Raw genomic sequence first — 22,027 nt, 5'->3', positions numbered from 1 at the left:
TCAGGTGCTGCCCGCGCGCCAGCGCTGGCCCGTGCCCCCGTTCAGCGGCACCAGGGACAGTCCGCCGTCGCCGTCCGGTGTCATGGCCGTCGCGATGGCCACGGCCGGGCGGATCACCCCGTCCGGGTCGACGGTGAAGCGGAGGTTCTCGCCGTGGTCGCCGTCGAGCGAGGAGCACGGCCAGATGCCCACGCCCCGGTCGACGGAGCCGCGGCTGTCCAGGCAGAAGTCGTCGTCGGCGGCCGACCGCAGGGAACCGCTGCCGGTGTCGACGCGCCAGCGCTGGGTGGTGGAGGAGGTGCAGGGCGCCGTGATCACGTCGGTGCGCTTCTCCAGGTCGCCGTCGCGGATGTCCAGGCACAGTCCCGAGGCGACGTTCACGACCTGGGCGGAGGCGCCGCCCGGCGGGTGGAAGACGACGGTCGGGGTCGGCTTCGGGCTCGGTGACCTCGGCGGCGCCGACGTGCGGGACGGGGAGGGCGACGCGGACGTCGCCGACGGCGAGGGCGATGCCGAGGGCGTGGGCGCCGACGGGGTGACCGGGACCGTCGCCGTGACGGTCACCGCGGCCGGACCCGAGGGCGTGCCGACCGAGCCCGCCGCGCCCGTGGCGGGCTCCCCGCCCTGGGGCAGCAGCAGGAACAGGACCGGTGCCAGGGCCACGCCGAGCGCCGCCGCCGAGGTCAGGACGAACCGGCGGGACGGCGGCCAGGGCCACGCGGACGTCCGCGGTCCGGTGGCCGGTCCGGGCGGGAGGGTCCCCGTCCCCGGCGCGTCGTCCGCGACGTACGCCGTTCCCGCCCACGGCAGCAGGCCCTCGGCCAGCGCGGAGCGCGGGTGGTCGCGCAGGGCGGTCAGTTCCTCGTACGCGGCCGAGCAGTGCGGGCAGTGCGCCATGTGGGTGTGCAGGTCGGTGCTGGAGCGGGAGCTGCCGGGCCGCACCGACTCCTCGATCAGCCGGCGGAAGTCCCCGCAGCGCGGATCGTCCGAGGCGGCCAGCCGGTACCTCAGACAGGCCTGGCCCAGCGACTGGAGAGCCTGGCCGGTGCCGTACGAGACGTCCTCGGGCGTGAGGCCGAGCACGAGCGCCGTCCGCTCGGCCGGCTCGCGCTCCACGACCGCGTACCAGATGAGCCCCTGGGCGCGGGAGGAGAGGGACTGGAAGGCGGGGAGCAGGGACGGGACGGGGCCGTCCGGGTCCGCTGTGCTGAGGACGAGGAGCAGACCGGGGTCGAGGCCCGCGGCCCGCTGGTCCCGGGCCCACGAGGCCGTCACCCGTCCGGTCAGCAGCAGGAGCTGGTGCCGCCAGGGAACGCTCGGTTCGATGCCGCGTGCCGTCTCGCGGGCCGCGAGGGTGAAGGTCTGCGCGGCGAGCTGTCCGGCCCCGGAGTCGCCGGTGGTGCACAGCCGGGCGTAGGCGAGGACCGAGGCGCGGTGGCGTCCGCGGAGTTCCTGGAGGGCCGCGTACGACGTCGAGGCGCCGGCGCGCAGCAGCTCGGTCAGCCGTGCGTCGGACGCCCCCGCGAGCGGTCCGTCGCCCTCGGCCGGGGTGTCTCTGTCGGCCGGGTCGCCCTGCGCCATGTCTTGTCCGCCTCCCCGCACCTGGTGCGTGCTCGTCCCGTCCTGACGTACCGGCCAGTTTGGGATGCCCATAGTGACGGGATCAACCTTTCGGGGAAAGAGTTGTTGAACAACGATTCCGTGGGAGCGCTCTCAATCTCCCTGGGGGCAAGGAAGTTGTCCGGGCTGCGCGGATGCCGTCCCGGGGCCGGGGCGGGAGGTTCGACGGGGCCCGGTCGAAGTGCCGCGAGGGAGGCCGGTCGTGCCGCCGGAAGGACGGAGCGGTCCGGCGCCGTCGGCGCCGGACCGCTCGTGCGCGCGGCCCCGGTGGGCCGTGAGGCCGTGTCACTCCTCGACGGTCAGGCCCTTCCGGAGCCGTGCGAGGGTGCGCGACAGCAGCCGGGAGACGTGCATCTGGGAGATGCCGAGTTCGTCGCCGATCTCGGCCTGGGTCATGTTCGCCACGAACCGCAGGGAGAGGATCCGCCGGTCGCGCTGCGGGAGTTCGGCGATCAGGGGCTTGAGGGACTCCATGTACTCGATGCCCTCGAGTCCGTTGTCCTCGTAGCCGATGCGGTCCGCGAGCGTGCCCTCGGAGTCGTCCTCCTCGGGCTGGGCGTCCAGTGAACTGGCCGTGTAGGCGTTCGACGCGGCCATGCCCTCGACGACCTCGTCGCGGCCGATGCCGAGCCGCTGCGCGAGCTCGTCCACGGTCGGGGCGCGGTCGAGGCGCTGGGCCAGTTCGTCGCCGGCCTTGGCCAGGTCGAGGCGGAGTTCCTGGAGCCTGCGCGGTACTCGCACGGACCAGGAGGTGTCGCGGAAGAAGCGCTTGATCTCGCCGATGATCGTCGGCATGGCGAAGGTGGGGAACTCGACGCCGCGGCTCAGCTCGAACCGGTCGATCGCCTTGACGAGGCCGATGGTGCCGACCTGGACGATGTCCTCCATCGGCTCGCTGCGGGAGCGGAAGCGGGAGGCGGCGAACTTCACCAGCGCGAGGTTGAGTTCGACGAGCGTGTTGCGTACGTACGCGTAGTCGTGCGTGCCCTCTTCGAGGGACTCCAGCCGCGCGAAGAGCGTCTTGGACAGAGCCCGCGCGTCCACCGGACCCACCTCGTCGTACGGGGGGATCTCCGGGAGTCCGGCGAGTCCGGGAAGCGCGCCGGCTCCGTCGGTTCCGGTTCCGTCGACGTGCTCCGGGGACTCCGGAGAAGGTGCCGACGTCGCCGTCAGGGTCTGCGATGCGTCGAGCCGGGGTGACATGTGTCCTCCATCGTTCTCGGCATGTGGCCGCCGATGCCGATACGTGCACTGCGGTGTGCGGCGCCTCCGAAGCCGGTCGGGCCGGACAGGTCTCCCTACTAGCCCTACCTGGTTCCCCGAACCCGTCGCAAGTACCTTACGCTGCGAAATGTCCATTTTCGTAGGGTTGTTCGGGTGTCGGGTGACGTGGAGAAGGCGTAGTGTTCGAGTGCGTACGTCAATAGTCGCGACACTCGGGAGAGAGACGGCATGGACCGCGGGACGGTCGGCAGCGCACAGTCTGGCCGGCTTCTTGTCGAGGTGCGGGAAGAGGGCACGAGTGCCGTCGTGACCCCCGCGGGTGAGCTCGATCACCACACGGCCGACCTGTTGCGCGAACCACTCGAGGAGTGCCTCGAAAAGGGGTGCGCGCGGCTGGTCATCGACTGCTCGCGTCTGGAGTTCTGCGACTCCACGGGGCTCAACGTGCTGCTCGGTGCCCGGCTGAAGGTCGAGGCCGCGGGCGGCGGGGTGCACCTGGCCGCGATGCAGCCGGTGGTGGCGCGGGTCTTCGAGATCACCGGGGCGGAGGCCGTTTTCACCGTCCACGACACGCTCGAAGCGGCCCTGTCCGGCTGAGCGCGGGCCTTCGGTCATGTCGTCACCCCGGCCCCGGACGTCTCCGTGTGACCGACGCGTCACTCGCGTCCCGGGTTCCGTGCCGAAAAAATGGGTGTTCGGGCGGTTCCGTCGGGCAGGAGACATCCTGGACGCGCCGACGGCCCGGGGACCGGCGGCCGGTGCGGCGGGAGCCCTCGATCCGCGAGCGGCGAAAGCCCTTGATCCATCCGTACTGAGTACTGCGTACTGAGTCTTGAATCGTGAAGTACCGAGTCTTGAATCGTGAACCGGTGAATCGGTGAGGTGAAGCGCTGATGAGCACCACCCGGCCCTGCTCGCCGGGCGACCGCGGCCCGGAGTCGGGCGACGGCGGCGCTTCCGCCGTGTCCGCGCGGAGCGTGGCGCCCGTGGACGGCGTGGCGCCCGTCGACGGTGCCGCTCCGGCCGGCACGGGTTCCGCCGACGGCGCCGTCCCGGCCGCCGGCGCGGCTTCCGCGTCCGCCGGCCCCCAGGTCCGGGCGCTGAACCTCGCGGGCGAGAGCGGCGTCGTACCGCTCGCCCGTGACTTCGCCCGGCAGGCGCTGTACGCGTGGGGCTGGCTGCCCGCGGCGAGCGCCGACCGGCGCGCGGCCGCCGAGGACGTCCTGCTGGTCGTCTCCGAGCTGGTCACGAACGCCTGCCTGCACGCCGAGGGCCCGGACGAACTCCGGATCTCCTGCGGCAACAAGGTGCTGCGCATCGAGGTCGCGGACCGGGGGTCGGGCCAGCCCGCCCCGCGCACCCCGCACCGCGCCGGCCGGCCCGGCGGCCACGGCATGTTCATCGTGCAGCGGCTCTGCCTGGACTGGGGGGTCGTGCGCACGCCCGGCGTCGCGGGCAAGACGGTCTGGGCGGAACTCGGCGCCCCCGCGTAGCCCGACGGGCCGTACCGCCCGCCGTCCCGCGGCCCGGACCCTTCTTCGTGCGGCACTCGGTGCGCGCCGGATCCCCGTGGATCCGGCGCGCGCTTTGTCTTCCCTCCACAAGTCCCCGGGCGTACCTTGACGGCCCATCTGATGTTCCGTCAGAAATGAGGGGCAGGCCCGTGTCGTACCGGACGTACCAGAAACGAACCGCCGCGCTCGCGTTCGCCGCGGCCCTGGCCGGCTCGGCGGTGCTGACGGCCGCCCCCGCAGCCCGGGCCGACGTGGTGGACGTCAACTACCAGTGCAAGACGCCGATCGGCGACAAGAGCGCCGTCTCGCCCATCGACATCAAGAGCGTCAGGAGCGGCAGCGCCTACAGGCTCACCATGTCCTGGCAGAAGGGCGTCTCCTCCAGCCCGGTCGAACTCGGCAAGGGCGCGATGTCGCCGAGCGCGGTCATCAAGGTGGGCGGCGCGGACAGCGGCACGGTGGCGGTCAGCGGACCGGCCAACGCGGCCGCCATCCCCGCCAACACCCCCATAAAGATCAGCGACTTGAGCGGAACCTACACGCCGAGGAAGTCCGGCAAGGTCACCTTCACCGCGGGCGTCCTCACCATCAAGGCCCTCGGCACCACGACCACGTGCACGCCCTCGAACAATCCCGGGCCTTCGCTGACCCTCGACGTCACGGCGGCCGGCGGTTCGGGTTCGTCGACCTCGGGTTCCTCGACCTCGGGCTCGTCGAGTTCCGGCTCGTCGACCTCGGGTTCCTCCGGTTCCGGCGGCTCCCTCCCGCAGACCGGCCCCGAGGACTCCGTGATCGCCCTCGGCACCCTCGGCGGCACGGTCCTGCTCGCCGGCGCGGCAGGAGTGCTGTGGCTGACGCGCAGGCACCAGGCGGTACGCCGCTGACCTCCCCGCCCCGACCTGGAGCCGCCGCATGCCCCACGCACTCCCCGCCGCCCGCGCGCTGGGCCTGGCCCTGGTGCTGCTGAGCGCGGCGCCGACGGCCCTGGCCGCCGAGGGCTGGTCCCTCGTGCCGGCCGCGGGCGGCGCGGCGGACGGACGGCCCTCCGTCTACGCGGAGGGCGCGCCCGGCACGGTCCTCCAGGACGCGGTGTCCGTGCTCAACCCCGGTGCGCGGCCCGTCACGGTCCACCTGCGCGGCGCCGACGCGGACGACACCGCCGACGGCGCCCCCGCGGCGCGCGGACGCCCGGTGGACGCGGGCGCCTGGATCGTCTTCGCCGGACACGCGGACGGCCGCAGGAGCGCGGTGCGGGAGCTGTCCGTACGGGTGCCGGCGCGCACCCGCGCCGACGTGCCGTTCACCGTCGGCGTTCCGGCCGGAGCGGCGCCCGGTGACCATCCCGGCGCGATCGTCGCGAGCGGCGGCGGCCGCACCTCGGCGGTCCGGGTCCGGCTCCGGGTGCCGGGACCCGCGCTGTCGGCGCTGACCGTCGAGCACGTCGAGGTGGGCGGCGGGCGGATCTCGTACGAGCTGGTCAACCGCGGCACCACGGTCCTCGCCCCGCGGCTCGCCGTGCACGTGGACGGGGTCCTCGGCACCCTGCTCGACCGGGGCCCGCGCGCCCTGCCCGTCGAACTCCCGCCGGGCCGCCGCGTCACGCTCCGCGAGCCGTGGACCGACCCGCCGGCACTCGACGCGGCGGACGTACGGCTGACGGTGACGGCGGCGGGCGGTGCGCGCTCGACGGCGACCGCGTCGGTCCGTTTCGTGCCGTGGGGGGCGGTGGCCGGGGCGGGAGGCGTCCTGGTGGTGCTGGGCGCCCTGGCCGCCGCACGGCACCGGAGGCGGGCCGGGGCGCGCGGGCCGGAGCACCGCGGGCGCCGGGCGCGAGGCGGCGGGGCCGGTGAACACAGCGGCACGGATGTCGAGTTGACGGGAGCGGTGTCGTGAGCGTCCTGGGCGGCAGGGTACGGGCGGTGGCGCTGGGCGCGGTGCTGGCCCTTCTTCTGGTCCCGTCGGCGGTGGCGGCCTCGGCGGGACCGGCGGCCGCCGCCGGGAAGCCGGGCGTCACGCTGTCGAAGTCCGAGGCGGGAACCGGCGGTTCGATCACCGTGACCGGCAGCGGATGGCGGCCCGGGACGCTGCTCATGATGCTGATCTGCGGACAGTCCGTGCCCTCGCGCGGGGTGATCGGCGGCACCAACTCCTGCGCCAACGCCGACGGACGGGCCGTCACCACCGACGCCAAGGGCGGCTTCAGCGGGAGACTCCCGGTCACCGAGCCGCCCGAGCCCTGCCCCTGCGTGGTGCACGTCGCCACCGTCACCGGGGAGAAGGCGGAGGCCGACGCCATCTTCATGGTGGCCGGCCACGCGGTCGAGCCGTTGCCGAAGGAGGAGAGCGGCGGCCGGATCTCGGTGCTGAGCGATCCCCGGCTCGACGGGTCGAGCGGTCTGCTGACCTGGTTCGGCTCGCCTCCCTCGCGCACCCTCGTCCTCACCGTCGGCAACGTCGGCACCAGCCCCGTGAAGGACCCGGTCTTCCAGGTCGGCACCTCCCACGGGGTGTTCGCCCCGCAGTGGGAGGAACGGCAGTGGCGCGGCACCGTCGCGCCCGGCCGCAAGGCGCAGATCAGACTTCCGGTCGAGCTGTCGGCCGGGGCGCACGGCGACTACACGATCTCGCTGAGGTACGGCGGGAAGGTGCTCGCCGAGCAGCCGTGGGGCGTGGGCCGCCCCTGGGGCGTCACCGTCTTCTGGATCCTGCTCTGCGTCGTCGTCCCGGCCGCGGTGTTCCGCGTCGGCATGGCCGTGGTGGACCGGGTGCGCCCCCGCAGGCCGGCCGGGCGGGCTGTCCGGCACCGGCGGCTGCGGCCGGGCGAACTCACCCTGCGCCTGCCCCGGGCGAATCCCGTACCCCGGAACCCGGAGGACGACCCGTCCTCCCGGGCTCCGGCCCTGCCCTGGTTCACCCCGGACAGCGATCCGGGGACCGGGGCGACCGGTCGGCTCTCCGCACCGCACGAGAACGGTCCGACGACGCAGACGAGAAAGGGGCACACGTGAGAACGCAACGGAGAGTGGTACGGGCCGGAGGCCGCAGGGCGGGCGCGGCCGGGGTCGCGCTGATGCTCGGCGGTGCGGGCGTCCTGCTGGGAGTGGCCGCCGTCCCGGCGCAGGCCGCAGAGGTGTCGTACAGCACGGAGTGCATCCCGCCCCCGATCTCCGGGCTGCCCGCCGTGCAGGGCACCACGAAGGTGGAGATCACCGCGCCGGCCGAGGCGAAGGTGGGCGACGAGGTCACCATCACCTGGAAGTTCGTCCAGGCCGCCTCGAAGAACCCCGACGTCCTCGACCTCGACGCGAACACCGTCAAGCCCACCGGCACGCTGAAGGCGGGCGGCGCGCAGAGCGCGGACATCGCGATGGAGGGACCGCGCGAGAACCCCGCCATCCCCAAGAACAGCGACATGAAGCTGTCCGACATGACGGGCAGGCTGAAGCTGACGACGGCGGGTGACGTCACGCTCACCCCGGACGCGTACGACATCAACGTCAGCAAGCCGATCTCCACCGACACCAAGTGCGCGCCCAAGGAGGCGGTGAACCCCTCGGCGACCATCAAGGTGACGAGCGGCGGTTCGGGCGGCACGCCGACCCCGACCCCGACGCCGACCCCCACCCCGACTCCGACGCCGACGTCGCCGAGCGGGTCGGCCACCCCGTCGCCGAGCGGCAGCGGGACCGACGGGGGCGCCGACACCGGCGGGTCCGGCGGGCAGACCGACTTCACGGGCAAGGAGGTCTCCGTGCCCTACGCGTGCAAGACGCCGATCGGGGACAAGAACGCCACCTCGGCCGTCCAGATCAACGCGAAGAAGAACGGCGGGAGTTTCGACCTCACCGTGAAGTTCAAGGCGTCGGTGATGGACAGTCCGGCGGACATCCCCGCGGATTCCGTGAAGCCGTCGATGGAGGTGGTCCTGGGCGGCGCCGACAAGGGCACGGTGCACGTGGAGGGGCCGACGAACTCCGCGCCGATCAAGTCCGGTGACCCGATCGAGATCCCCGATCTGAAGGGCACCTACAAGCCGGGCGCGACCGGGAGTTCGACCCTGTCGCCGGGTGTGCTGACGGTGATGGCGCTGGGTACGACGACGACCTGCACCCCGACGAAGTCCGAGGTCTCGCTGACCCTGGACACCTCGGAGCAGGCGAGCGGGGCCTCGGGCGGCGGGTCCACCTCGTCCGGCTCCGGTTCGGCCGGTACGTCCTCCAGCGGCGGTCTGGCGGAGACGGGCTCCGACGGTCACGGCGCCCTGAAGGCGCTCGGACTGGTGGCGGGCACGGTCGTCCTGCTGGGCGGCGCGATCCTCACCTTCGTGCCGACCCGCAGGACACGGTGACCGGCACGCACTGATCCCCCGGCCCCGGGGCCGCGGGAACGGCGAAGGGCCGCCGCACCGGACGGTGCCGCGGCCCTTCGCCCTGCTCCGGAAGCGACGTCAGCCGACGTCGCCCATGAGCGCCTTGACCTTCTTGCGGTACATCCACACCGCGAAACCGGCGATCACGGCGAGCACGGCCTCCAGGGCGACGATGCCCGTCTTGTTGAGGTCGACCTCGGCGATGGAGAGCAGACCGGTCGTGGCGTCACCGGCGGTGACGGCCAGGAACCAGACACCCATCATCTGGGAGGCGTACTTCGCCGGAGCCATCTTCGTGGTCAGGGAGAGGCCGACCGGGGAGAGCGTCAGCTCGCCGACGGTCTGCACGAAGTAGATGGCCACCAGCCACATCGCGGCCGCCTTGTGACCGCCCTCGGCGATCGTGAGCGGGGCCAGGAAGAGGAAGAACGACGCGCCGACCAGGATCAGACCCGAGGCGAACTTCGTCGCCGTGCTGGGCTCCTTGCCGCGCTTGTTCAGCCACAGCCACGCGAAGGCGAAGACCGGCGCCAGCGCCATGATCATGACCGGGTTGACCGACTGGTACCAGGAGACCGGGAACTCCCAGCCGAAGACGGTGTTCTTCGCCGACGAGTCGGCGAAGATCGACAGCGTGGAGCCGCCCTGGTCGTAGATCATCCAGAAGACGGCCGCGGCCACGAAGAACCAGATGTACGCGGACATCTTCGACTGCTCGGCGTGGTCCAGGGACTTGTCGCGCTTGATGCGTCCGATGACCATGACCGGGATGACCAGGCCCGCGATCGTGATCGGGACCAGCAGCCAGTTCAGGGTGTAGTGGCCCGAGAAGCCGACGACCGCGTAGAAGACGGCGGCGACGGCGGCCCACAGCGCGGACTTGCGCAGCGTCGAGGACTTCTCCTGGGCCGTCAGGGGCGTGGGGACCTCGTGCGAGCGGGCACTGAGGTGACGGCCTCCGAGCAGGTACTGGACGAGACCCAGCGCCATGCCGAGCGCGGCGAGGGCGAAGCCCAGGTGCCAGTTGACGTTCTCGCCGACGGTGCCGATGACCAGCGGAGCGGCGAAGGCACCGAGGTTGATGCCGATGTAGAAGAGCGTGAAGCCACCGTCACGGCGCGGGTCGTCCGGGCCGTCGTAGAGGTGGCCCACCATCGTGGAGATGTTGGACTTCAGCAGACCGGAGCCGATCGCCACGAGTCCGAGACCGGCGAAGAAGGTGCCGGAGGAGGGCAGAGCCAGCGTGAGGTGGCCCAGCATGATGATCAGACCCGCGACGGCGACCGTCTTGCGGGGGCCGAGGACACGGTCGGCGAACCAGCCGCCCGGCAGGGCGAGCAGGTACACGAGGGAGAGGTAGACCGAGTAGATCGCGGTCGCGCTGGCCGCGCTGAGGTGCAGGCCGCCCGGTGCCACCAGGTACAGCGGGAGCAGTGCCTTCATCCCGTAGTAGGAGAAACGCTCCCACATCTCGGTCATGAAGAGAGTGGCCAGTCCTCGGGGGTGGCCGAAGAAGGTCTTCTCGGAGCCGGAGAGTCCCGGGGTCGCCGAGTCCTTCGTCAGGCTGGACGCCATGGTCGATCCTTGCTGGTCGGGACGCGCTGGTGGGGGTCCCCGCTCACGGCGGACCGAGAGCTGGGGGAATCGCGCGCCCAAGGGGGGCGGCCGGCACCGGCTGGGCTCGACGTCCTTCCCCACGCCCAAGGGGAGTCCGCCCCGGACGTACCGGAGCGGGCGGACGGCGACCACCGGGATCCACGCCCGGGACACGTCAGTGTGTCCGGGCCCGGCCACAGGTCTTTCCATCGAGGCTGGATGACACCAGCCCGCACACAGAAGAGACCTTCAGCATCATGTTCGAGCCAAAGGTCCCGATGTGGTGCAACAGGCGTCTGGTCACCATACGGCATCACAATGCCCCATATGAAAGGACTTGAGATATGGATCACAGGCGACCATGGAACCAGGATCGACCTTTCGAAGGTCTCATCAACGATCACATCCCACACCCGAAGGTAAGAAACAGTCGGGCGGAGGGTGTGAATCACCCGGGCGGATCACTGCCCTGGCGTACCGCACGGCGGACTACCATCACCCCATGACCCGTGTACTGCTCGCCGAGGACGACGCTTCCATCTCGGAGCCGCTGGCCCGTGCCCTGCGCCGGGAGGGTTACGAGGTCGAGGTCCGCGAGGACGGCCCCACCGCGCTCGACGCCGGAATGCAGGGCGGCGTCGACCTGGTCGTGCTGGACCTCGGACTGCCCGGGATGGACGGCCTGGAAGTCGCCCGCAGGCTCCGCGCCGAGGGCCACACCATCCCCATCCTCATCCTCACCGCGCGCGCCGACGAGGTGGACACCGTCGTCGGCCTCGACGCGGGCGCCGACGACTACGTCACCAAGCCGTTCCGGCTCGCGGAACTCCTCGCGCGCGTACGGGCCCTGCTCCGGCGCGGCGCCACCGAGCCCCAGCAGCCGCCCGCCACCCACGGCGTACGCATCGACGTCGAGTCGCACCGCGCCTGGATGGGCGACGAGGAACTCCAGCTCACGGCCAAGGAGTTCGACCTCCTGCGGGTCCTGGTCCGGGACGCGGGACGCGTCGTCACCCGCGACCAGCTCATGCGCGAGGTCTGGGACACCACGTGGTGGTCCTCCACCAAGACCCTCGACATGCACATCTCCTGGCTGCGCAAGAAGCTCGGCGACGACGCCGCGAACCCCCGCTACATCGCGACGGTGCGAGGTGTCGGCTTCCGCTTCGAGAAGAGCTGAGCCTCGCGGCGGCCCGCGCTCCGGGGGCGCGGCCCCCCGGAGCGGTGAGCCGCCCGGACCGGAGCGGCGACCGTGCACACTGGTCCCGGTACAGCCATCTGCCCGGAGGACCCCGTGCGTCGCCGCCTGATCCAGTCCACCCTCGCCGTCGTCCTCGTCGTGATCGGCGTCTTCGGCGTCTCCCTCGTCCTCGTCGAGACCCGCACGATCGGCAACAGCGCCCAGGAACGCGTGGACTCCGAGGCGCTGCGCCTGGCCAGCATCGTGGACAGCCGCATCCTCGGCGACGAGAACATCACCGGCGAGACGTTCGAGAACCAGGTCACCGACCGCCGCTACGCCGTGATCAGGATTCCGGGCCGCGCTCCCGTCGAGGTCGGCAAGCAGCCCACCGGTGACGTCATCCAGCACACCGCGAAGGGCGAGGAGGGCGAGACCGTCACCGTCCAGGAGCCCCGCTCCTCGGTGACCAAGGAGGTCGGCCGCACGCTCCTGGTCATCGGAGCCGTCGCCCTGCTCGCGATCATCGCCGCCGTCCTGCTCGCCGTACGCCAGGCCAACCGCCTCGCCTCCCCGCTCACCGACCTCGCCGAGACGGCGGAACGGCTGGGCTCGGGAGACCCCCGCCCGCGGCACAAGCGCTACGGCGTCCCCGAACTCGACCGGGTCGCCGACGTGCTGGACAGCAGCGCCGAACGCATCGGCCGCATGCTCACCGCGGAGCGCCGGCTCGCCGCCGACGCCTCCCACCAGCTGAGGACACCGCTGACGGCGCTCTCCATGCGCCTGGAGGAGATCACCCTCACCGACGACCCCGAGACGGTGAAGGAGGAGGCGACGATCGCGCTCACGCAGGTGGAACGCCTCACCGACGTGGTCGAGCGCCTGCTCACCAACGCCCGCGACCCGCGTACCGGCTCCGCCGTCTCCTTCGACCTCGACGAGGTCATCAAGCAGCAGCTGGAGGAGTGGCGCCCCGCCTACCGCGGCGTCGGCCGCGCGATCGTCAGCTCCGGCAAGCGCCACCTCCAGGCGGTGGGCACCCCGGGCGCGGTCGCGCAGGTCCTCGCGGCACTGATCGAGAACTCCCTCATGCACGGCGGCGGCACCGTCGCGCTGCGCACCCGCGTGACCGGCAACCAGGCCGTCGTCGAGGTCACCGACGAGGGCCCCGGCGTCCCCGCCGACCTCGGCGCCCGCATCTTCGAGCGCACCATCAGCGGACGCAACTCCACCGGCATCGGTCTGGCCGTCGCCCGCGACCTCGCGGAGGCCGACGGCGGCCGCCTGGAGATGCTCCAGGCCCAGCCGCCGGTCTTCGGCCTGTTCCTGTCCCGCACCACGCACCAGCGCTCGGCCCGGCCCTCCGGGGACGACGAGGAGCGCACGGTCCGGTAGGCGAGCACCCGGGACGGGCGGGAAAACGCAGGTCAGGTACGAGAGCGGACGCTACGGCGGGGCGGTCCGCTCAGTTCACACGGGCCCGCGGACGGTCCGCCCCGGGCGCGGGCTCCTCGTCCAGGAACGATTCGGCATCGGCCACCGCCTCCCGGGCCGGAAGCGCCCGGAACACCCAGGTGCGGTAGGACCAGAAGCGGAAGAGCGTCGCGACGCCGATGCCGAGGAACTTGAAGACGTTGCTCTGCAGCGGGCTGTCCCAGCCGAAACCGTACGTCGCCACGTACAGCACGCCGTTCTCGATGACCAGGCCCACCCCGCTGAACAGCAGGAACAGCGTCAGCTCCTTGGTGCGCCCGCCCTTGTCGCGGTCCCGGTAGGTGAAGTAGCGGAACCCGACGTAGTTGAAGGCGATGGACACGACCGTGGCGATGACGCTGGCCCGCACGACCTGCAGGTCCGTGAGGTGGCGCACCAGGTTGAACACGAGCAGGTTGACCAGGAGCCCCGCACCGCCCACCGCGCCGAACTTCGCGACCTCGCGGAAGAGCAGGTCGAAGCGGCGTCGAACCGAGCCGCGGGGCCCGGTATGAGGCCCCGATGAAGCACTGCCCATGGTCTCGCCAGCCCCCGTCGGTGGGTCTTGATCGTCTGCCGCGCCGGTGAACGCGCGTGGAATGCGCCAACCAGCCCATGCTAACCAGCGCTCCCGCACAGTGCCTGTGCATGTGCTCACAGGTAAGAAAAGACGCGGTCACCGGAAGGGAAAACCGGGCGAATCGCCGCGGAAACCGGCCACTGTGGCGCGGCCGATACTCTTGGAGCGTGACGTTCCCGGTAGTCGGCATGGTCGGCGGGGGCCAGCTCGCTCGTATGACACACGAGGCGGGCATCCCGCTCGGCATCAAGTTCAAGCTCCTCAGTGACACTCCACAGGATTCCGCGGCGCAGGTCGTCGGCGATGTCGTCGTCGGCGACTACCGCGACCTCGACACGCTGCGCGACTTCGCGCGGGGCTGCGACGTGATCACCTTCGATCACGAGCACGTCCCCACCGAGCACCTGCGGGCCCTGGAGGCGGACGGCATCCCCGTCCGGCCCGGCCCCGACGCGCTCGTGCACGCCCAGGACAAGGGCGTGATGCGCGCGAAGCTCGACGCGATCGGCGTGCCGTGCCCGAGGCACCGCATCGTGACCGACGTCGCGGACGTGGTCGCGTTCGCCGCGGAGGGCCTCGCGGAAGGCGAGGAGGGCGACGGCTTCCCCGTCATCCTCAAGACCGTCCGCGGCGGCTACGACGGCAAGGGCGTCTGGTTCGTCCGCTCCCCGGAGGAGGCCGCCGACCCGTTCCGCGCGGGCGTCCCCGTCCTCGCGGAGGAGAAGGTCGACTTCGCGCGGGAGCTCGCGGCGAACGTCGTCCGCTCCCCGCACGGCCAGGCCGTCGCGTACCCCGTCGTCGAGTCCCAGCAGGTCGGCGGCGTCTGCGACACCGTGATCGCCCCGGCGCCCGGCATCGCCGAGGGGCTGGCCCTGGAGGCCCAGGAACTGGCGCTGCGCATCGCCAAGGAACTCGGCGTCGTCGGGCACCTGGCCGTGGAGCTCTTCGAGACCCGCGACGGACGCATCCTCGTCAACGAACTGGCCATGCGCCCGCACAACTCGGGCCACTGGACCCAGGACGGCGCGGTCACCTCCCAGTTCGCCAACCACGTCCGCGCGGTCCTCGACCTCCCGCTCGGCGACCCGCGCCCGCGCGCCAGGTGGACGGTCATGGCGAACGTCCTCGGCGGCGACTACCCCGACATGTACTCCGCGTACCTGCACTGCATGGCGCGCGACCCGCAGCTCAAGATCCACATGTACGGCAAGGACGTGAAGCCCGGCCGTAAGGTCGGCCACGTCAACACCTACGGCGACGACCTGGACGACGTCCTTGAGCGCGCCCGGCACGCAGCCGGCTACCTGAGAGGCACGATCACCGAATGAGCCCCGTTGTAGGCATCGTCATGGGTTCGGACTCCGACTGGCCGGTCATGGAGGCCGCGGCCCAGGCGCTGGACGAGTTCGAGATCCCCTACGAGGTGGATGTCGTCTCCGCGCACCGCATGCCGCACGAGATGATCGCGTACGGCGAGCAGGCCGCGGAGCGCGGGCTCAAGGCGATCATCGCGGGCGCCGGCGGCGCGGCCCACCTGCCGGGCATGCTCGCGTCCGTCACCCCGCTGCCCGTCATCGGCGTGCCCGTGCCGCTCAAGTACCTCGACGGCATGGACTCGCTGCTCTCCATCGTGCAGATGCCGGCCGGCGTGCCCGTGGCGACCGTCTCCGTCGGCGGCGCCCGCAACGCGGGCCTGCTGGCCGCCCGGATCCTCGCCGCCCACGACGAGGACCTCCTCGCCCGGATGCGGGAGTTCCAGCAGGAGCTGAACGACCAGGCCACCGAGAAGGGCAAGCGGCTGCGCGCCAAGGTCGAGGGCGCCGCCGGCGGCTTCGGCTTCGGGAAGTGACGCGCATGCCGTCGTCCTCCCTGCCCCCGGCCGACCGCGCCCGGGCCCTGCTCGACGAGTTCCCGGTCGTCGACGGGCACAACGACCTGCCCTACGCCCTGCGGGAGCAGGTCCGCTACGACCTCGGCGCCCGTGACATCGCCGCCGACCAGAGCGCCCACCTGCACACGGACCTGGCCCGGCTGCGCGCGGGCGGCGTCGGCGCCCAGTACTGGTCGGTGTACGTCCGCTCCGACCTGCCCGGCGCCCTCACCGCGACGCTGGAGCAGATCGACTGCGTACGGCAGCTGATCGACCGGTACCCGGCGGACCTGCGGGCCGCGCTGACCGCGGCCGACATGGAGGCGGCCCGCGCCGAGGGCCGCATCGCCTCCCTCATGGGCGCGGAGGGCGGTCACTCGATCGACAACTCCCTCGCCGCCCTGCGCGCCCTGTACGCGCTCGGCGTCCGCTACATGACCCTCACCCACAACGACAACATCGCCTGGGCGGACTCGGCGACGGACTCACCCACGGTGGGCGGTCTGTCCGCGTTCGGCCGCGAGGTCGTACGGGAGATGAACCGCGAGGGCATGCTCGTGGACCTCTCGCACGTGGCCGACACGACCATGCGCGACGCGCTCGACACCTCCGTCGCGCCGGTGATCTTCTCGCACTCCTCGGCCCGCGCCGTGTGCGACCACCCGCGCAACATCCCGGACGACGTGCTGGAGCGGCTGCCCGCCAACGGGGGAGTGGCGATGGTGACGTTCGTGCCGAAGTTCGTCCTCCAGGCGGCGGTCGACTGGACGGCGGCGGCCGACGACAACATGCGCGCGAACGGCTTCCACCACCTCGACACCACCGCCGAGGCCATGAAGGTCCACCGCGCCTTCGAGGAGGACAACCCGCGCCCGGTCGCCACCGCCGCGACGGTCGCCGACCACCTCGACCACATGCGCGAGGTCGCCGGCGTCGACCACCTCGGCATCGGCGGCGACTACGACGGCACGGCGTTCACCCCGGCCGGGCTTGACGACGTCTCCGGCTATCCGAACCTGATCGCCGAGCTCCTGGACCGCGGCTGGTCCTCCACGGACATCAACAAGCTGACCTGGCAGAACGCCGTGCGCGTGCTGGGTGCGGCGGAGGACGTGGCCCGCGATCTCCGGTCCCGGCGGGCGCCGTCGAACGCCACGCTGGAGCAACTGGACGGCTGAGGTCCCACCGAGCCGTCGGGCCCCGGATCCCGGGGCCGGCGCGGGTGCCGGGCGCGCTCAGCCCGCGCAGAGGCAGAACGGGTGCCCGGCCGGGTCCGCGTACACCCGGAACGTACGCGCCCTGTCCTCGGCGTCCAGCGGCGTCGCGCCGAGCGCCAGCACGCCCTTCTCCGCCACGTCCAGGTCCTCCACGACCAGGTCCAGGTGGAGCTGCTGCGAGCCGTCGGGCGAGGGCCAGCGCGGCGGTACGTACTCCGGTGAGGCCTGGAACGCCAGCTTCCGGCCGCCGGGCACCTCCAGGTCGACCCAGCCGGGCTCCTCCGTGATGGTGCCGCCCAGCACCCCCGCGTAGAACTCGGCGAGCGCGAGCGGGTCGGGACAGTCCAGGACGACGACGTCCAGTTCGGCGAGAGCCATGACTTCCTCCGTGGGATCTCCAGCAGCACCGACGGGTTACCCGTAGGCCCCTTCAAGGGGTAACGGTTACTCCATGCTCTCGCACTGGGGGTAACGTCGCAAGCATGAACGAACGAGCGCCCGCGCCCGGCGGCCTCGCCCTGGTCCAGGCCCTGGTGAACACCCTGGACATCGAGTCGGGCGCCGACCTCCTGGACACGCCCGAGGGGCTGGCGCGCCTCGGTCTGGCGGCGGGCGAGGCGGAAGGGGCCCGCGAGCTGCGCGAGTCGCTGCGGGCGGTGTGCCTGGCGCACGCGGGGCACCCGGCGCACCGGAAGGTGACCCCGCTCGGGGACCTCCTCGCCCGCGCGCCCCTGCGGGTGACACTCGACGAGGACGGAGGCGCCGCGCGCCTGGTCCCCGCCGTGGAGGAGGCTCCGGCCGCCGTGGCGCCCCTGGCCTTCCGCGTCGCCGCCGCGATCGCCGAGGCGCTGGTCGAGGGCACCTGGCAGCGGCTGAAGGCCTGCGAGGCCCCGACCTGCCACTGGGCGTACTTCGACCGCTCGCCCGCGGGACGGGGCCGCTGGTGCTCGATGGCGGTCTGCGGGGCGCGCGCCAAGATGCGCCGCTACCGCGCGAACCAGCCGCCGGCGGGGGCGGACCGCACGGCCGGCGGGGCCGGCGGCCGGACGGGGTCCGGCGGTCTCCGGTCACCGCACAGCGAAGTGGTGCAGAATGCAACCGGCGGCGGTCCGGCCGACTGAGCCTCGGCCGGACCGGCGTCCTCCGTCACGCCTTCGCCCGGCACCCGGCCCGGAGCCCGCATCGGCACCCGGCCCGGAGCCCGCACCGCCGGCCGGGCCGCGGTCGCCTGTTCCGCCGGGAACCGGGAAAACCGTGCTCCGGGCGGTGCGCGTCCGGTGGGGGATCAGGCCGTGGGACGGCCCATCGCGCGGTACGTCCAGCCGGCCCGGCGCCACGTCTCCGGGTCCAGGGCGTTGCGCCCGTCGAGGATCACCCGGGACGTGACCGCCTCGCCCAGCACCGCCGGGTCCAGCTCGCGGAACTCGCGCCACTCCGTCAGGTGCAGGACGACGTCGGCGCCCCGTACGGCCTCCACCGCGGAACCGGCGTACCCGAGCGTCGGGAAGAGCCGCCTGGCGTTCGCCATGCCCTTCGGGTCGTACACGGTGACCTGGCCGCCCTGGAGGTGTATCTGCCCGGCGACGTTCAGCGCCGGGGAGTCGCGCACGTCGTCCGAGTCCGGCTTGAACGTCGCGCCGAGCACGGCGACCCGCCTGCCGAGGAACGAACCGCCGCCGAGCGCGTCGCGGGCCATCTCCACCATCTGCCCGCGGCGCCGCATGTTGATGGAGTCGATCTCGCGCAGGAAGGTCAGCGCCTGGTCGGCGCCCAGCTCGCCGGCGCGCGCCATGAAGGCCCGGATGTCCTTGGGCAGACAGCCGCCGCCGAAGCCGATCCCGGCGCGCAGGAACTTGTTCCCGATCCGCTCGTCGTGCCCTATGGCCTCCGCCAGCTTGGCGACGTCGCCGCCCGCGGCCTCGCAGACCTCGGCCATCGCGTTGATGAAGGAGATCTTCGTGGCGAGGAAGGAGTTCGCGGACGTCTTCACCAGCTCGGCGGTCGGGAAGTCCGTCACGACGAACGGCGTGCCCTCGGCCACCGGCGTCACGTAGACCTCGCGCAGCAGCTTCTCGGAGCGCTCGCCGCGCACGCCCACCACGATCCGGTCGGGGTGCAGCGTGTCGTTCACGGCGAAGCCCTCGCGCAGGAACTCCGGGTTCCAGGCCAGTTCGGCGTCCGCGCCCGCGGGCGCCAGCTCGGCGAGCCGGGCGGCCAGCCGCTCCGCCGAGCCGACCGGCACGGTGGACTTGCCGACCACCAGGGCGGGACCGTGCAGATGCGGGGCCAGCGCCTCGAAGGCCGCGTCGACGTAACTCATGTCACAGGCGTACTCGCCGTGCTTCTGCGGTGTGTTCACGCACACGAAGTGGACGTCGCCGAAGGCGCCGACCTCGGCCCAGTCCATGGTGAAGCGGAGCCGGCCCGTGGAGCCCTCGATCCCGGCCACGTGCTTGCGCAGCAGCTCCTCGAGACCGGGCTCGAACATCGGGACCTCGCCCCGCTGGAGCATCTCGATCTTCTCCGGCACCACGTCGAGCCCGAGGACCTCGAAGCCGAGCTCGGCCATGGCCGCGGCGTGGGTGGCGCCGAGGTAGCCGGTGCCGATCACGGTGATCTTGAGGGCCATGGATGCTCCTGGGGTGTGCGGCGCGGAGGTGCGCGCCTGAGCATAGTCGGGGCTTCGGGGAGCGCTTCCACGGGCAGTTTTCCCCTGTCGCCAACCTCACGTACCCGTCCTGCGCTCTGGGGGCCTAAAATTGTGTTACTTAACGGTAGTTAGCGCCGCCAGCACAGCACCTTTTGGAGCGTGAGAGACCTTGGCCGGATCGGCTGATTTCGACCTGTACCGCCCGTCCGAGGAGCACGACATGCTCCGGGACGCGATCCGCGCGCTGGCCGAGGCGAAAATCGCGCCGTACGCCGCCGCGGTGGACGAGGAAGCCCGCTTCCCGCAGGAGGCGCTGGACGCCCTGGTGGCCAACGACCTGCACGCCGTGCACGTCCCCGAGGAGTACGGCGGCGCCGGTGCCGACGCCCTCGCGACGGTCATCGTGATCGAGGAGGTGGCCCGCGTCTGCGTGTCCTCCTCCCTGATCCCCGCGGTGAACAAGCTGGGCTCGCTCCCGGTGATCCTCTCGGGCTCCGAGGACCTGAAGAAGAAGTACATGACCCCGCTCGCCAAGGGCGACGGCATGTTCTCGTACTGCCTCTCCGAGCCGGACGCCGGTTCGGACGCGGCCGGCATGAAGACGCGCGCCGTCCGCGACGGGGACTACTGGGTCCTGAACGGCGTGAAGCGCTGGATCACCAACGCGGGCGTCTCCGAGTACTACACGGTCATGGCGGTGACCGACCCGACGAAGCGCTCCAAGGGCATCAGCGCGTTCGTCGTCGAGAAGTCCGACGAGGGCGTCTCCTTCGGCGCCCCCGAGAAGAAGCTCGGCATCAAGGGCAGCCCGACCCGCGAGGTCTACCTCGACAACGTCCGCATCCCCGCCGACCGCATGATCGGCGAGGAGGGCACCGGCTTCGCGACCGCCATGAAGACCCTGGACCACACCCGCATCACCATCGCGGCCCAGGCCCTCGGTGTCGCCCAGGGCGCCCTCGACTACGCCAAGGGCTACGTCCAGGAGCGCAAGCAGTTCGGCAAGCCGATCGGCGACTTCCAGGGCGTCCAGTTCATGCTCGCCGACATGGCCATGAAGATCGAGGCCGCCCGCCAGCTCACGTACGCGGCCGCCGCCAAGTCGGAGCGCGGCGACAAGGACCTCACCTTCCAGGGCGCCGCCGCCAAGTGCTTCGCCTCGGACGTCGCCATGGAGGTCACCACGGACGCCGTCCAGCTCCTCGGCGGCTACGGCTACACCCGCGACTACCCGGTCGAGCGCATGATGCGCGACGCGAAGATCACGCAGATTTATGAGGGCACGAACCAAGTTCAGCGGATTGTGATGGCGAGGAACCTGCCCTAGCAGGGTTTTTGCAGGTCAGAAGCTGTTTCGAAGGTCCGGAGGGACACCCTCGGGTTTCTGCCCGTTGCGGTCCGATCAGGGCCGTTCCTGGGCGTCATGCTGGGGGAATCCTGGGCAGATGCCGGGCTGAAAACAGCCGCTGACCTGCACAAACAACACAGCCCCCGGCGTCGCGCCGGGGGCTGTTGTCGTACGCGCATCAGGCGACCTCTGATGCCTCCGTCGGGTCGTCGGCGCCGGGCGTCAACATCGTTGCGATGGCGGCCCGACCGCGCTGCTCGGCCCCTTCGAAGACGTAGTGGTAGTGCTCCCTCAGCACGTCCGTGCTGCTGTGGCCCATCCAGTCGGCCACATCGTTCTCGGGGACTCCGGCGTACAGCAGCCGCGATCCGTAGTAGTGCCGGAGTGAGTGGGCCTTGCAGTACTTCACCTGTCCCTTGCCCAGAGCCTCCATCCAGATCCTCGGGTAGAAGTACGACGCGTAGAGGTAGCCGGTCCGCGTCACGTTGGGGAAGAGAAGCCGCTCCGGCCCCCATACGCCGTGGTTCTTGATGTGCCGCCGAAGCTCGAAGGCGACGTTCGGGGGGGGGAGGGGGACAGTGCGCCCTGGCTCGCCTTCGTCACGAGCCTTGATGTGCCGACGCTGGATGGCGCTGTTCTTCCCCGACTCGGTGTCTCCGTCCTCCGCAATCTGAAAGTCGACCCGAAGCGTCTCGGCCTTGAAGTCGATCTGATCGCGGGATACCGCCATGGCCTCCCCCAGCCGCAGGCCGCACCCGGCCATGAGCCACAGCATCGCGCGGTAACGCGGAGGGGCGGCATCCAGCATCGCCAGGACTTCCCGCGTCGTGAGCCGCCTTGCGGTGCTCTTCTGCTCCCGGATCTCCTTGGCGCGGCTTCCGGCGCCCTTGACCTTCTTGCACGGGTTCCGGCCGATGATCTCGTTGACGACAGCCCAGTCCATCATCCCGGAGAAGAACGAGAATCGCTGACGGCGTGTGCGGGCGGAGAGCTTCCGGTCCTGCTCCATCCACAAGAGCCACTGCTCAACGTCTGCGACCTTCAGGGACACGATGGAACGGGCCTTGAAGAACGGCTCAATGGTCGTGTTGAGGATCGACCGGTACTGCTTCTTGGTGCTGTTCTCCAGCTTCCTTCGATTCGTCCACTGCTCCCACGCGGCCGTCACGGGCTGCTTGCCCAAGCGGTCGTCCAGGTAGGTCCGGGCGTCGAGTTCCTGCTCCTTGCGCTTGCGCTGGTCGTCAGCCCGCTTTTTGGTCTCGAACGTCTTCTGCCTCTGCTTGCCGTCCGGGCCGTACCAAAACGTCGTCCACTTCTTCGCGTCGTCCTTCGAACGCGCAACCCAAGCTCTAGCCACGGATGTGCTGGCCTTTCTGCCCAAAG

20 protein-coding genes are annotated in these 22,027 nt (G+C 71.5%); 13 read left to right on the top strand and 7 right to left on the bottom strand.

The features are described from left to right. Nucleotides 1–1,581: a ricin-type beta-trefoil lectin domain protein gene (locus ACFW6B_RS27205; protein ID WP_386599749.1), complete on the bottom strand. Its 1,581-nt coding sequence runs from the start codon at nucleotides 1,579–1,581 to the stop codon at nucleotides 1–3. A 324-nt stretch (nucleotides 1,582–1,905) separates the two neighbouring features. Further along, the gene (locus ACFW6B_RS27200) at nucleotides 1,906–2,823 is read right to left on the bottom strand and encodes an RNA polymerase sigma factor SigF (protein ID WP_386599747.1); all 918 of its coding nucleotides are present in this window, start codon (nucleotides 2,821–2,823) and stop codon (nucleotides 1,906–1,908) included. Between the two features lie 249 nt (nucleotides 2,824–3,072). On the opposite strand from ACFW6B_RS27200, the gene ACFW6B_RS27195 reads away from it, so the two are divergent. The 6 genes from ACFW6B_RS27195 to ACFW6B_RS27170 all read left to right on the top strand — a co-directional run bounded on the left by ACFW6B_RS27195 (nucleotide 3,073) and on the right by ACFW6B_RS27170 (nucleotide 8,706). Further along, nucleotides 3,073–3,441 (top strand): STAS domain-containing protein, encoded by a 369-nt coding sequence (locus ACFW6B_RS27195; RefSeq protein ID WP_386599745.1) that lies wholly within the window; start codon nucleotides 3,073–3,075, stop codon nucleotides 3,439–3,441. A 296-nt stretch (nucleotides 3,442–3,737) separates the two neighbouring features. Continuing rightward, on the top strand, nucleotides 3,738–4,337 hold the full coding sequence (locus tag ACFW6B_RS27190) for an ATP-binding protein (protein ID WP_386599743.1): 600 nt from the start codon (nucleotides 3,738–3,740) through the stop codon (nucleotides 4,335–4,337). Between the two features lie 155 nt (nucleotides 4,338–4,492). Then, nucleotides 4,493–5,242 carry an LPXTG cell wall anchor domain-containing protein gene (locus tag ACFW6B_RS27185; protein WP_386599741.1) on the top strand — a complete coding sequence of 250 codons (750 nt, stop codon included), beginning with the start codon at nucleotides 4,493–4,495 and terminating at the stop codon, nucleotides 5,240–5,242. A gap of 28 nt (nucleotides 5,243–5,270) precedes the next feature. After that, nucleotides 5,271–6,251 carry a hypothetical protein gene (locus ACFW6B_RS27180; protein WP_386599739.1) on the top strand — a complete coding sequence of 327 codons (981 nt, stop codon included), beginning with the start codon at nucleotides 5,271–5,273 and terminating at the stop codon, nucleotides 6,249–6,251. Nucleotides 6,252–6,256: 5 nt separating this feature from the next. Continuing rightward, nucleotides 6,257–7,366 (top strand): hypothetical protein, encoded by a 1,110-nt coding sequence (locus ACFW6B_RS27175; protein ID WP_386599831.1) that lies wholly within the window; start codon nucleotides 6,257–6,259, stop codon nucleotides 7,364–7,366. 62 nt (nucleotides 7,367–7,428) lie between these two features. Continuing rightward, on the top strand, nucleotides 7,429–8,706 hold the full coding sequence (locus tag ACFW6B_RS27170; protein ID WP_386599829.1) for a hypothetical protein: 1,278 nt from the start codon (nucleotides 7,429–7,431) through the stop codon (nucleotides 8,704–8,706). Between the two features lie 99 nt (nucleotides 8,707–8,805). On the opposite strand, the gene ACFW6B_RS27165 is transcribed toward ACFW6B_RS27170, so the two are convergent. Further along, nucleotides 8,806–10,302 carry an oligopeptide:H+ symporter gene (locus tag ACFW6B_RS27165; protein WP_386599737.1) on the bottom strand — a complete coding sequence of 499 codons (1,497 nt, stop codon included), beginning with the start codon at nucleotides 10,300–10,302 and terminating at the stop codon, nucleotides 8,806–8,808. A 523-nt stretch (nucleotides 10,303–10,825) separates the two neighbouring features. Between ACFW6B_RS27165 and ACFW6B_RS27160 the strand changes: the two genes are divergently transcribed. After that, entirely contained in the window at nucleotides 10,826–11,503 is a 678-nt protein-coding gene (locus ACFW6B_RS27160; RefSeq protein ID WP_386599735.1) for a response regulator transcription factor, read from the top strand. Nucleotides 11,504–11,617: 114 nt separating this feature from the next. Next, entirely contained in the window at nucleotides 11,618–12,901 is a 1,284-nt protein-coding gene (locus ACFW6B_RS27155; protein ID WP_386599732.1) for an ATP-binding protein, read from the top strand. 70 nt (nucleotides 12,902–12,971) lie between these two features. Here the strand turns inward: ACFW6B_RS27155 and ACFW6B_RS27150 are convergent, their stop codons facing one another. After that, a complete protein-coding gene (locus ACFW6B_RS27150; RefSeq protein WP_386599730.1) occupies nucleotides 12,972–13,517 on the bottom strand; it encodes a GtrA family protein in 546 nt (181 codons plus the stop codon). Between the two features lie 209 nt (nucleotides 13,518–13,726). Between ACFW6B_RS27150 and ACFW6B_RS27145 the strand changes: the two genes are divergently transcribed. From ACFW6B_RS27145 to ACFW6B_RS27135, 3 genes are read left to right on the top strand one after another with little or no spacing between them, the layout of a single operon-like run. Then, nucleotides 13,727–14,887: a 5-(carboxyamino)imidazole ribonucleotide synthase gene (locus ACFW6B_RS27145; RefSeq protein ID WP_386599729.1), complete on the top strand. Its 1,161-nt coding sequence runs from the start codon at nucleotides 13,727–13,729 to the stop codon at nucleotides 14,885–14,887. After that, nucleotides 14,884–15,408, top strand: coding sequence for a 5-(carboxyamino)imidazole ribonucleotide mutase (purE, locus tag ACFW6B_RS27140; protein WP_386599727.1), 525 nt, complete (start codon nucleotides 14,884–14,886; stop codon nucleotides 15,406–15,408). The genes ACFW6B_RS27145 and purE overlap by 4 nt, the downstream gene beginning before the upstream one ends. A 5-nt stretch (nucleotides 15,409–15,413) precedes the next feature. After that, the gene (locus ACFW6B_RS27135) at nucleotides 15,414–16,607 is read left to right on the top strand and encodes a dipeptidase (RefSeq protein WP_386599725.1); all 1,194 of its coding nucleotides are present in this window, start codon (nucleotides 15,414–15,416) and stop codon (nucleotides 16,605–16,607) included. Nucleotides 16,608–16,664: 57 nt separating this feature from the next. On the opposite strand, the gene ACFW6B_RS27130 is transcribed toward ACFW6B_RS27135, so the two are convergent. Next, on the bottom strand, nucleotides 16,665–17,024 hold the full coding sequence (locus ACFW6B_RS27130; protein WP_386599723.1) for a VOC family protein: 360 nt from the start codon (nucleotides 17,022–17,024) through the stop codon (nucleotides 16,665–16,667). 104 nt (nucleotides 17,025–17,128) lie between these two features. Between ACFW6B_RS27130 and ACFW6B_RS27125 the strand changes: the two genes are divergently transcribed. Continuing rightward, nucleotides 17,129–17,767, top strand: coding sequence for a CGNR zinc finger domain-containing protein (locus ACFW6B_RS27125; RefSeq protein WP_386599722.1), 639 nt, complete (start codon nucleotides 17,129–17,131; stop codon nucleotides 17,765–17,767). Between the two features lie 164 nt (nucleotides 17,768–17,931). Here ACFW6B_RS27125 and ACFW6B_RS27120 read toward each other — a convergent pair whose 3' ends face one another. Further along, nucleotides 17,932–19,275, bottom strand: coding sequence for a UDP-glucose dehydrogenase family protein (locus ACFW6B_RS27120; protein ID WP_386599721.1), 1,344 nt, complete (start codon nucleotides 19,273–19,275; stop codon nucleotides 17,932–17,934). Nucleotides 19,276–19,465: 190 nt separating this feature from the next. Between ACFW6B_RS27120 and ACFW6B_RS27115 the strand changes: the two genes are divergently transcribed. After that, nucleotides 19,466–20,623 (top strand): acyl-CoA dehydrogenase, encoded by a 1,158-nt coding sequence (locus ACFW6B_RS27115; RefSeq protein WP_386599719.1) that lies wholly within the window; start codon nucleotides 19,466–19,468, stop codon nucleotides 20,621–20,623. A gap of 199 nt (nucleotides 20,624–20,822) precedes the next feature. Here ACFW6B_RS27115 and ACFW6B_RS27110 read toward each other — a convergent pair whose 3' ends face one another. Further along, nucleotides 20,823–22,001 carry a tyrosine-type recombinase/integrase gene (locus ACFW6B_RS27110; protein WP_386599717.1) on the bottom strand — a complete coding sequence of 393 codons (1,179 nt, stop codon included), beginning with the start codon at nucleotides 21,999–22,001 and terminating at the stop codon, nucleotides 20,823–20,825. Nucleotides 22,002–22,027 lie beyond the last annotated feature (26 nt).

The organism is Streptomyces sp. NPDC058751, assembly GCF_042746485.1.
GTDB lineage: Bacteria > Actinomycetota > Actinomycetes > Streptomycetales > Streptomycetaceae > Streptomyces.
Note: the sequence above shows the minus strand (reverse complement) of the source record. Positions and strands in the feature narration are given on the sequence as shown.

Bases quoted from the DNA above. Each gene is read 5' to 3' on its own strand.
- ACFW6B_RS27160 (WP_386599735.1), top strand. From the start codon at position 10,826: ATGACCCGTGTACTGCTCGCCGAGGACGACGCTTCCATCTCGGAGCCG.
- purE (WP_386599727.1), top strand. From the start codon at position 14,884: ATGAGCCCCGTTGTAGGCATCGTCATGGGTTCGGACTCCGACTGGCCG.
- ACFW6B_RS27120 (WP_386599721.1), bottom strand. From the start codon at position 19,275: ATGGCCCTCAAGATCACCGTGATCGGCACCGGCTACCTCGGCGCCACC.
- ACFW6B_RS27165 (WP_386599737.1), bottom strand. From the start codon at position 10,302: ATGGCGTCCAGCCTGACGAAGGACTCGGCGACCCCGGGACTCTCCGGC.
- ACFW6B_RS27200 (WP_386599747.1), bottom strand. From the start codon at position 2,823: ATGTCACCCCGGCTCGACGCATCGCAGACCCTGACGGCGACGTCGGCA.
- ACFW6B_RS27185 (WP_386599741.1), top strand. From the start codon at position 4,493: ATGAGGGGCAGGCCCGTGTCGTACCGGACGTACCAGAAACGAACCGCC.
- ACFW6B_RS27150 (WP_386599730.1), bottom strand. From the start codon at position 13,517: ATGGGCAGTGCTTCATCGGGGCCTCATACCGGGCCCCGCGGCTCGGTT.
- ACFW6B_RS27195 (WP_386599745.1), top strand. From the start codon at position 3,073: ATGGACCGCGGGACGGTCGGCAGCGCACAGTCTGGCCGGCTTCTTGTC.
- ACFW6B_RS27130 (WP_386599723.1), bottom strand. From the start codon at position 17,024: ATGGCTCTCGCCGAACTGGACGTCGTCGTCCTGGACTGTCCCGACCCG.
- ACFW6B_RS27205 (WP_386599749.1), bottom strand. From the start codon at position 1,581: ATGGCGCAGGGCGACCCGGCCGACAGAGACACCCCGGCCGAGGGCGAC.
- ACFW6B_RS27125 (WP_386599722.1), top strand. From the start codon at position 17,129: ATGAACGAACGAGCGCCCGCGCCCGGCGGCCTCGCCCTGGTCCAGGCC.
- ACFW6B_RS27135 (WP_386599725.1), top strand. From the start codon at position 15,414: ATGCCGTCGTCCTCCCTGCCCCCGGCCGACCGCGCCCGGGCCCTGCTC.
- ACFW6B_RS27190 (WP_386599743.1), top strand. From the start codon at position 3,738: ATGAGCACCACCCGGCCCTGCTCGCCGGGCGACCGCGGCCCGGAGTCG.
- ACFW6B_RS27180 (WP_386599739.1), top strand. From the start codon at position 5,271: ATGCCCCACGCACTCCCCGCCGCCCGCGCGCTGGGCCTGGCCCTGGTG.
- ACFW6B_RS27170 (WP_386599829.1), top strand. From the start codon at position 7,429: ATGCTCGGCGGTGCGGGCGTCCTGCTGGGAGTGGCCGCCGTCCCGGCG.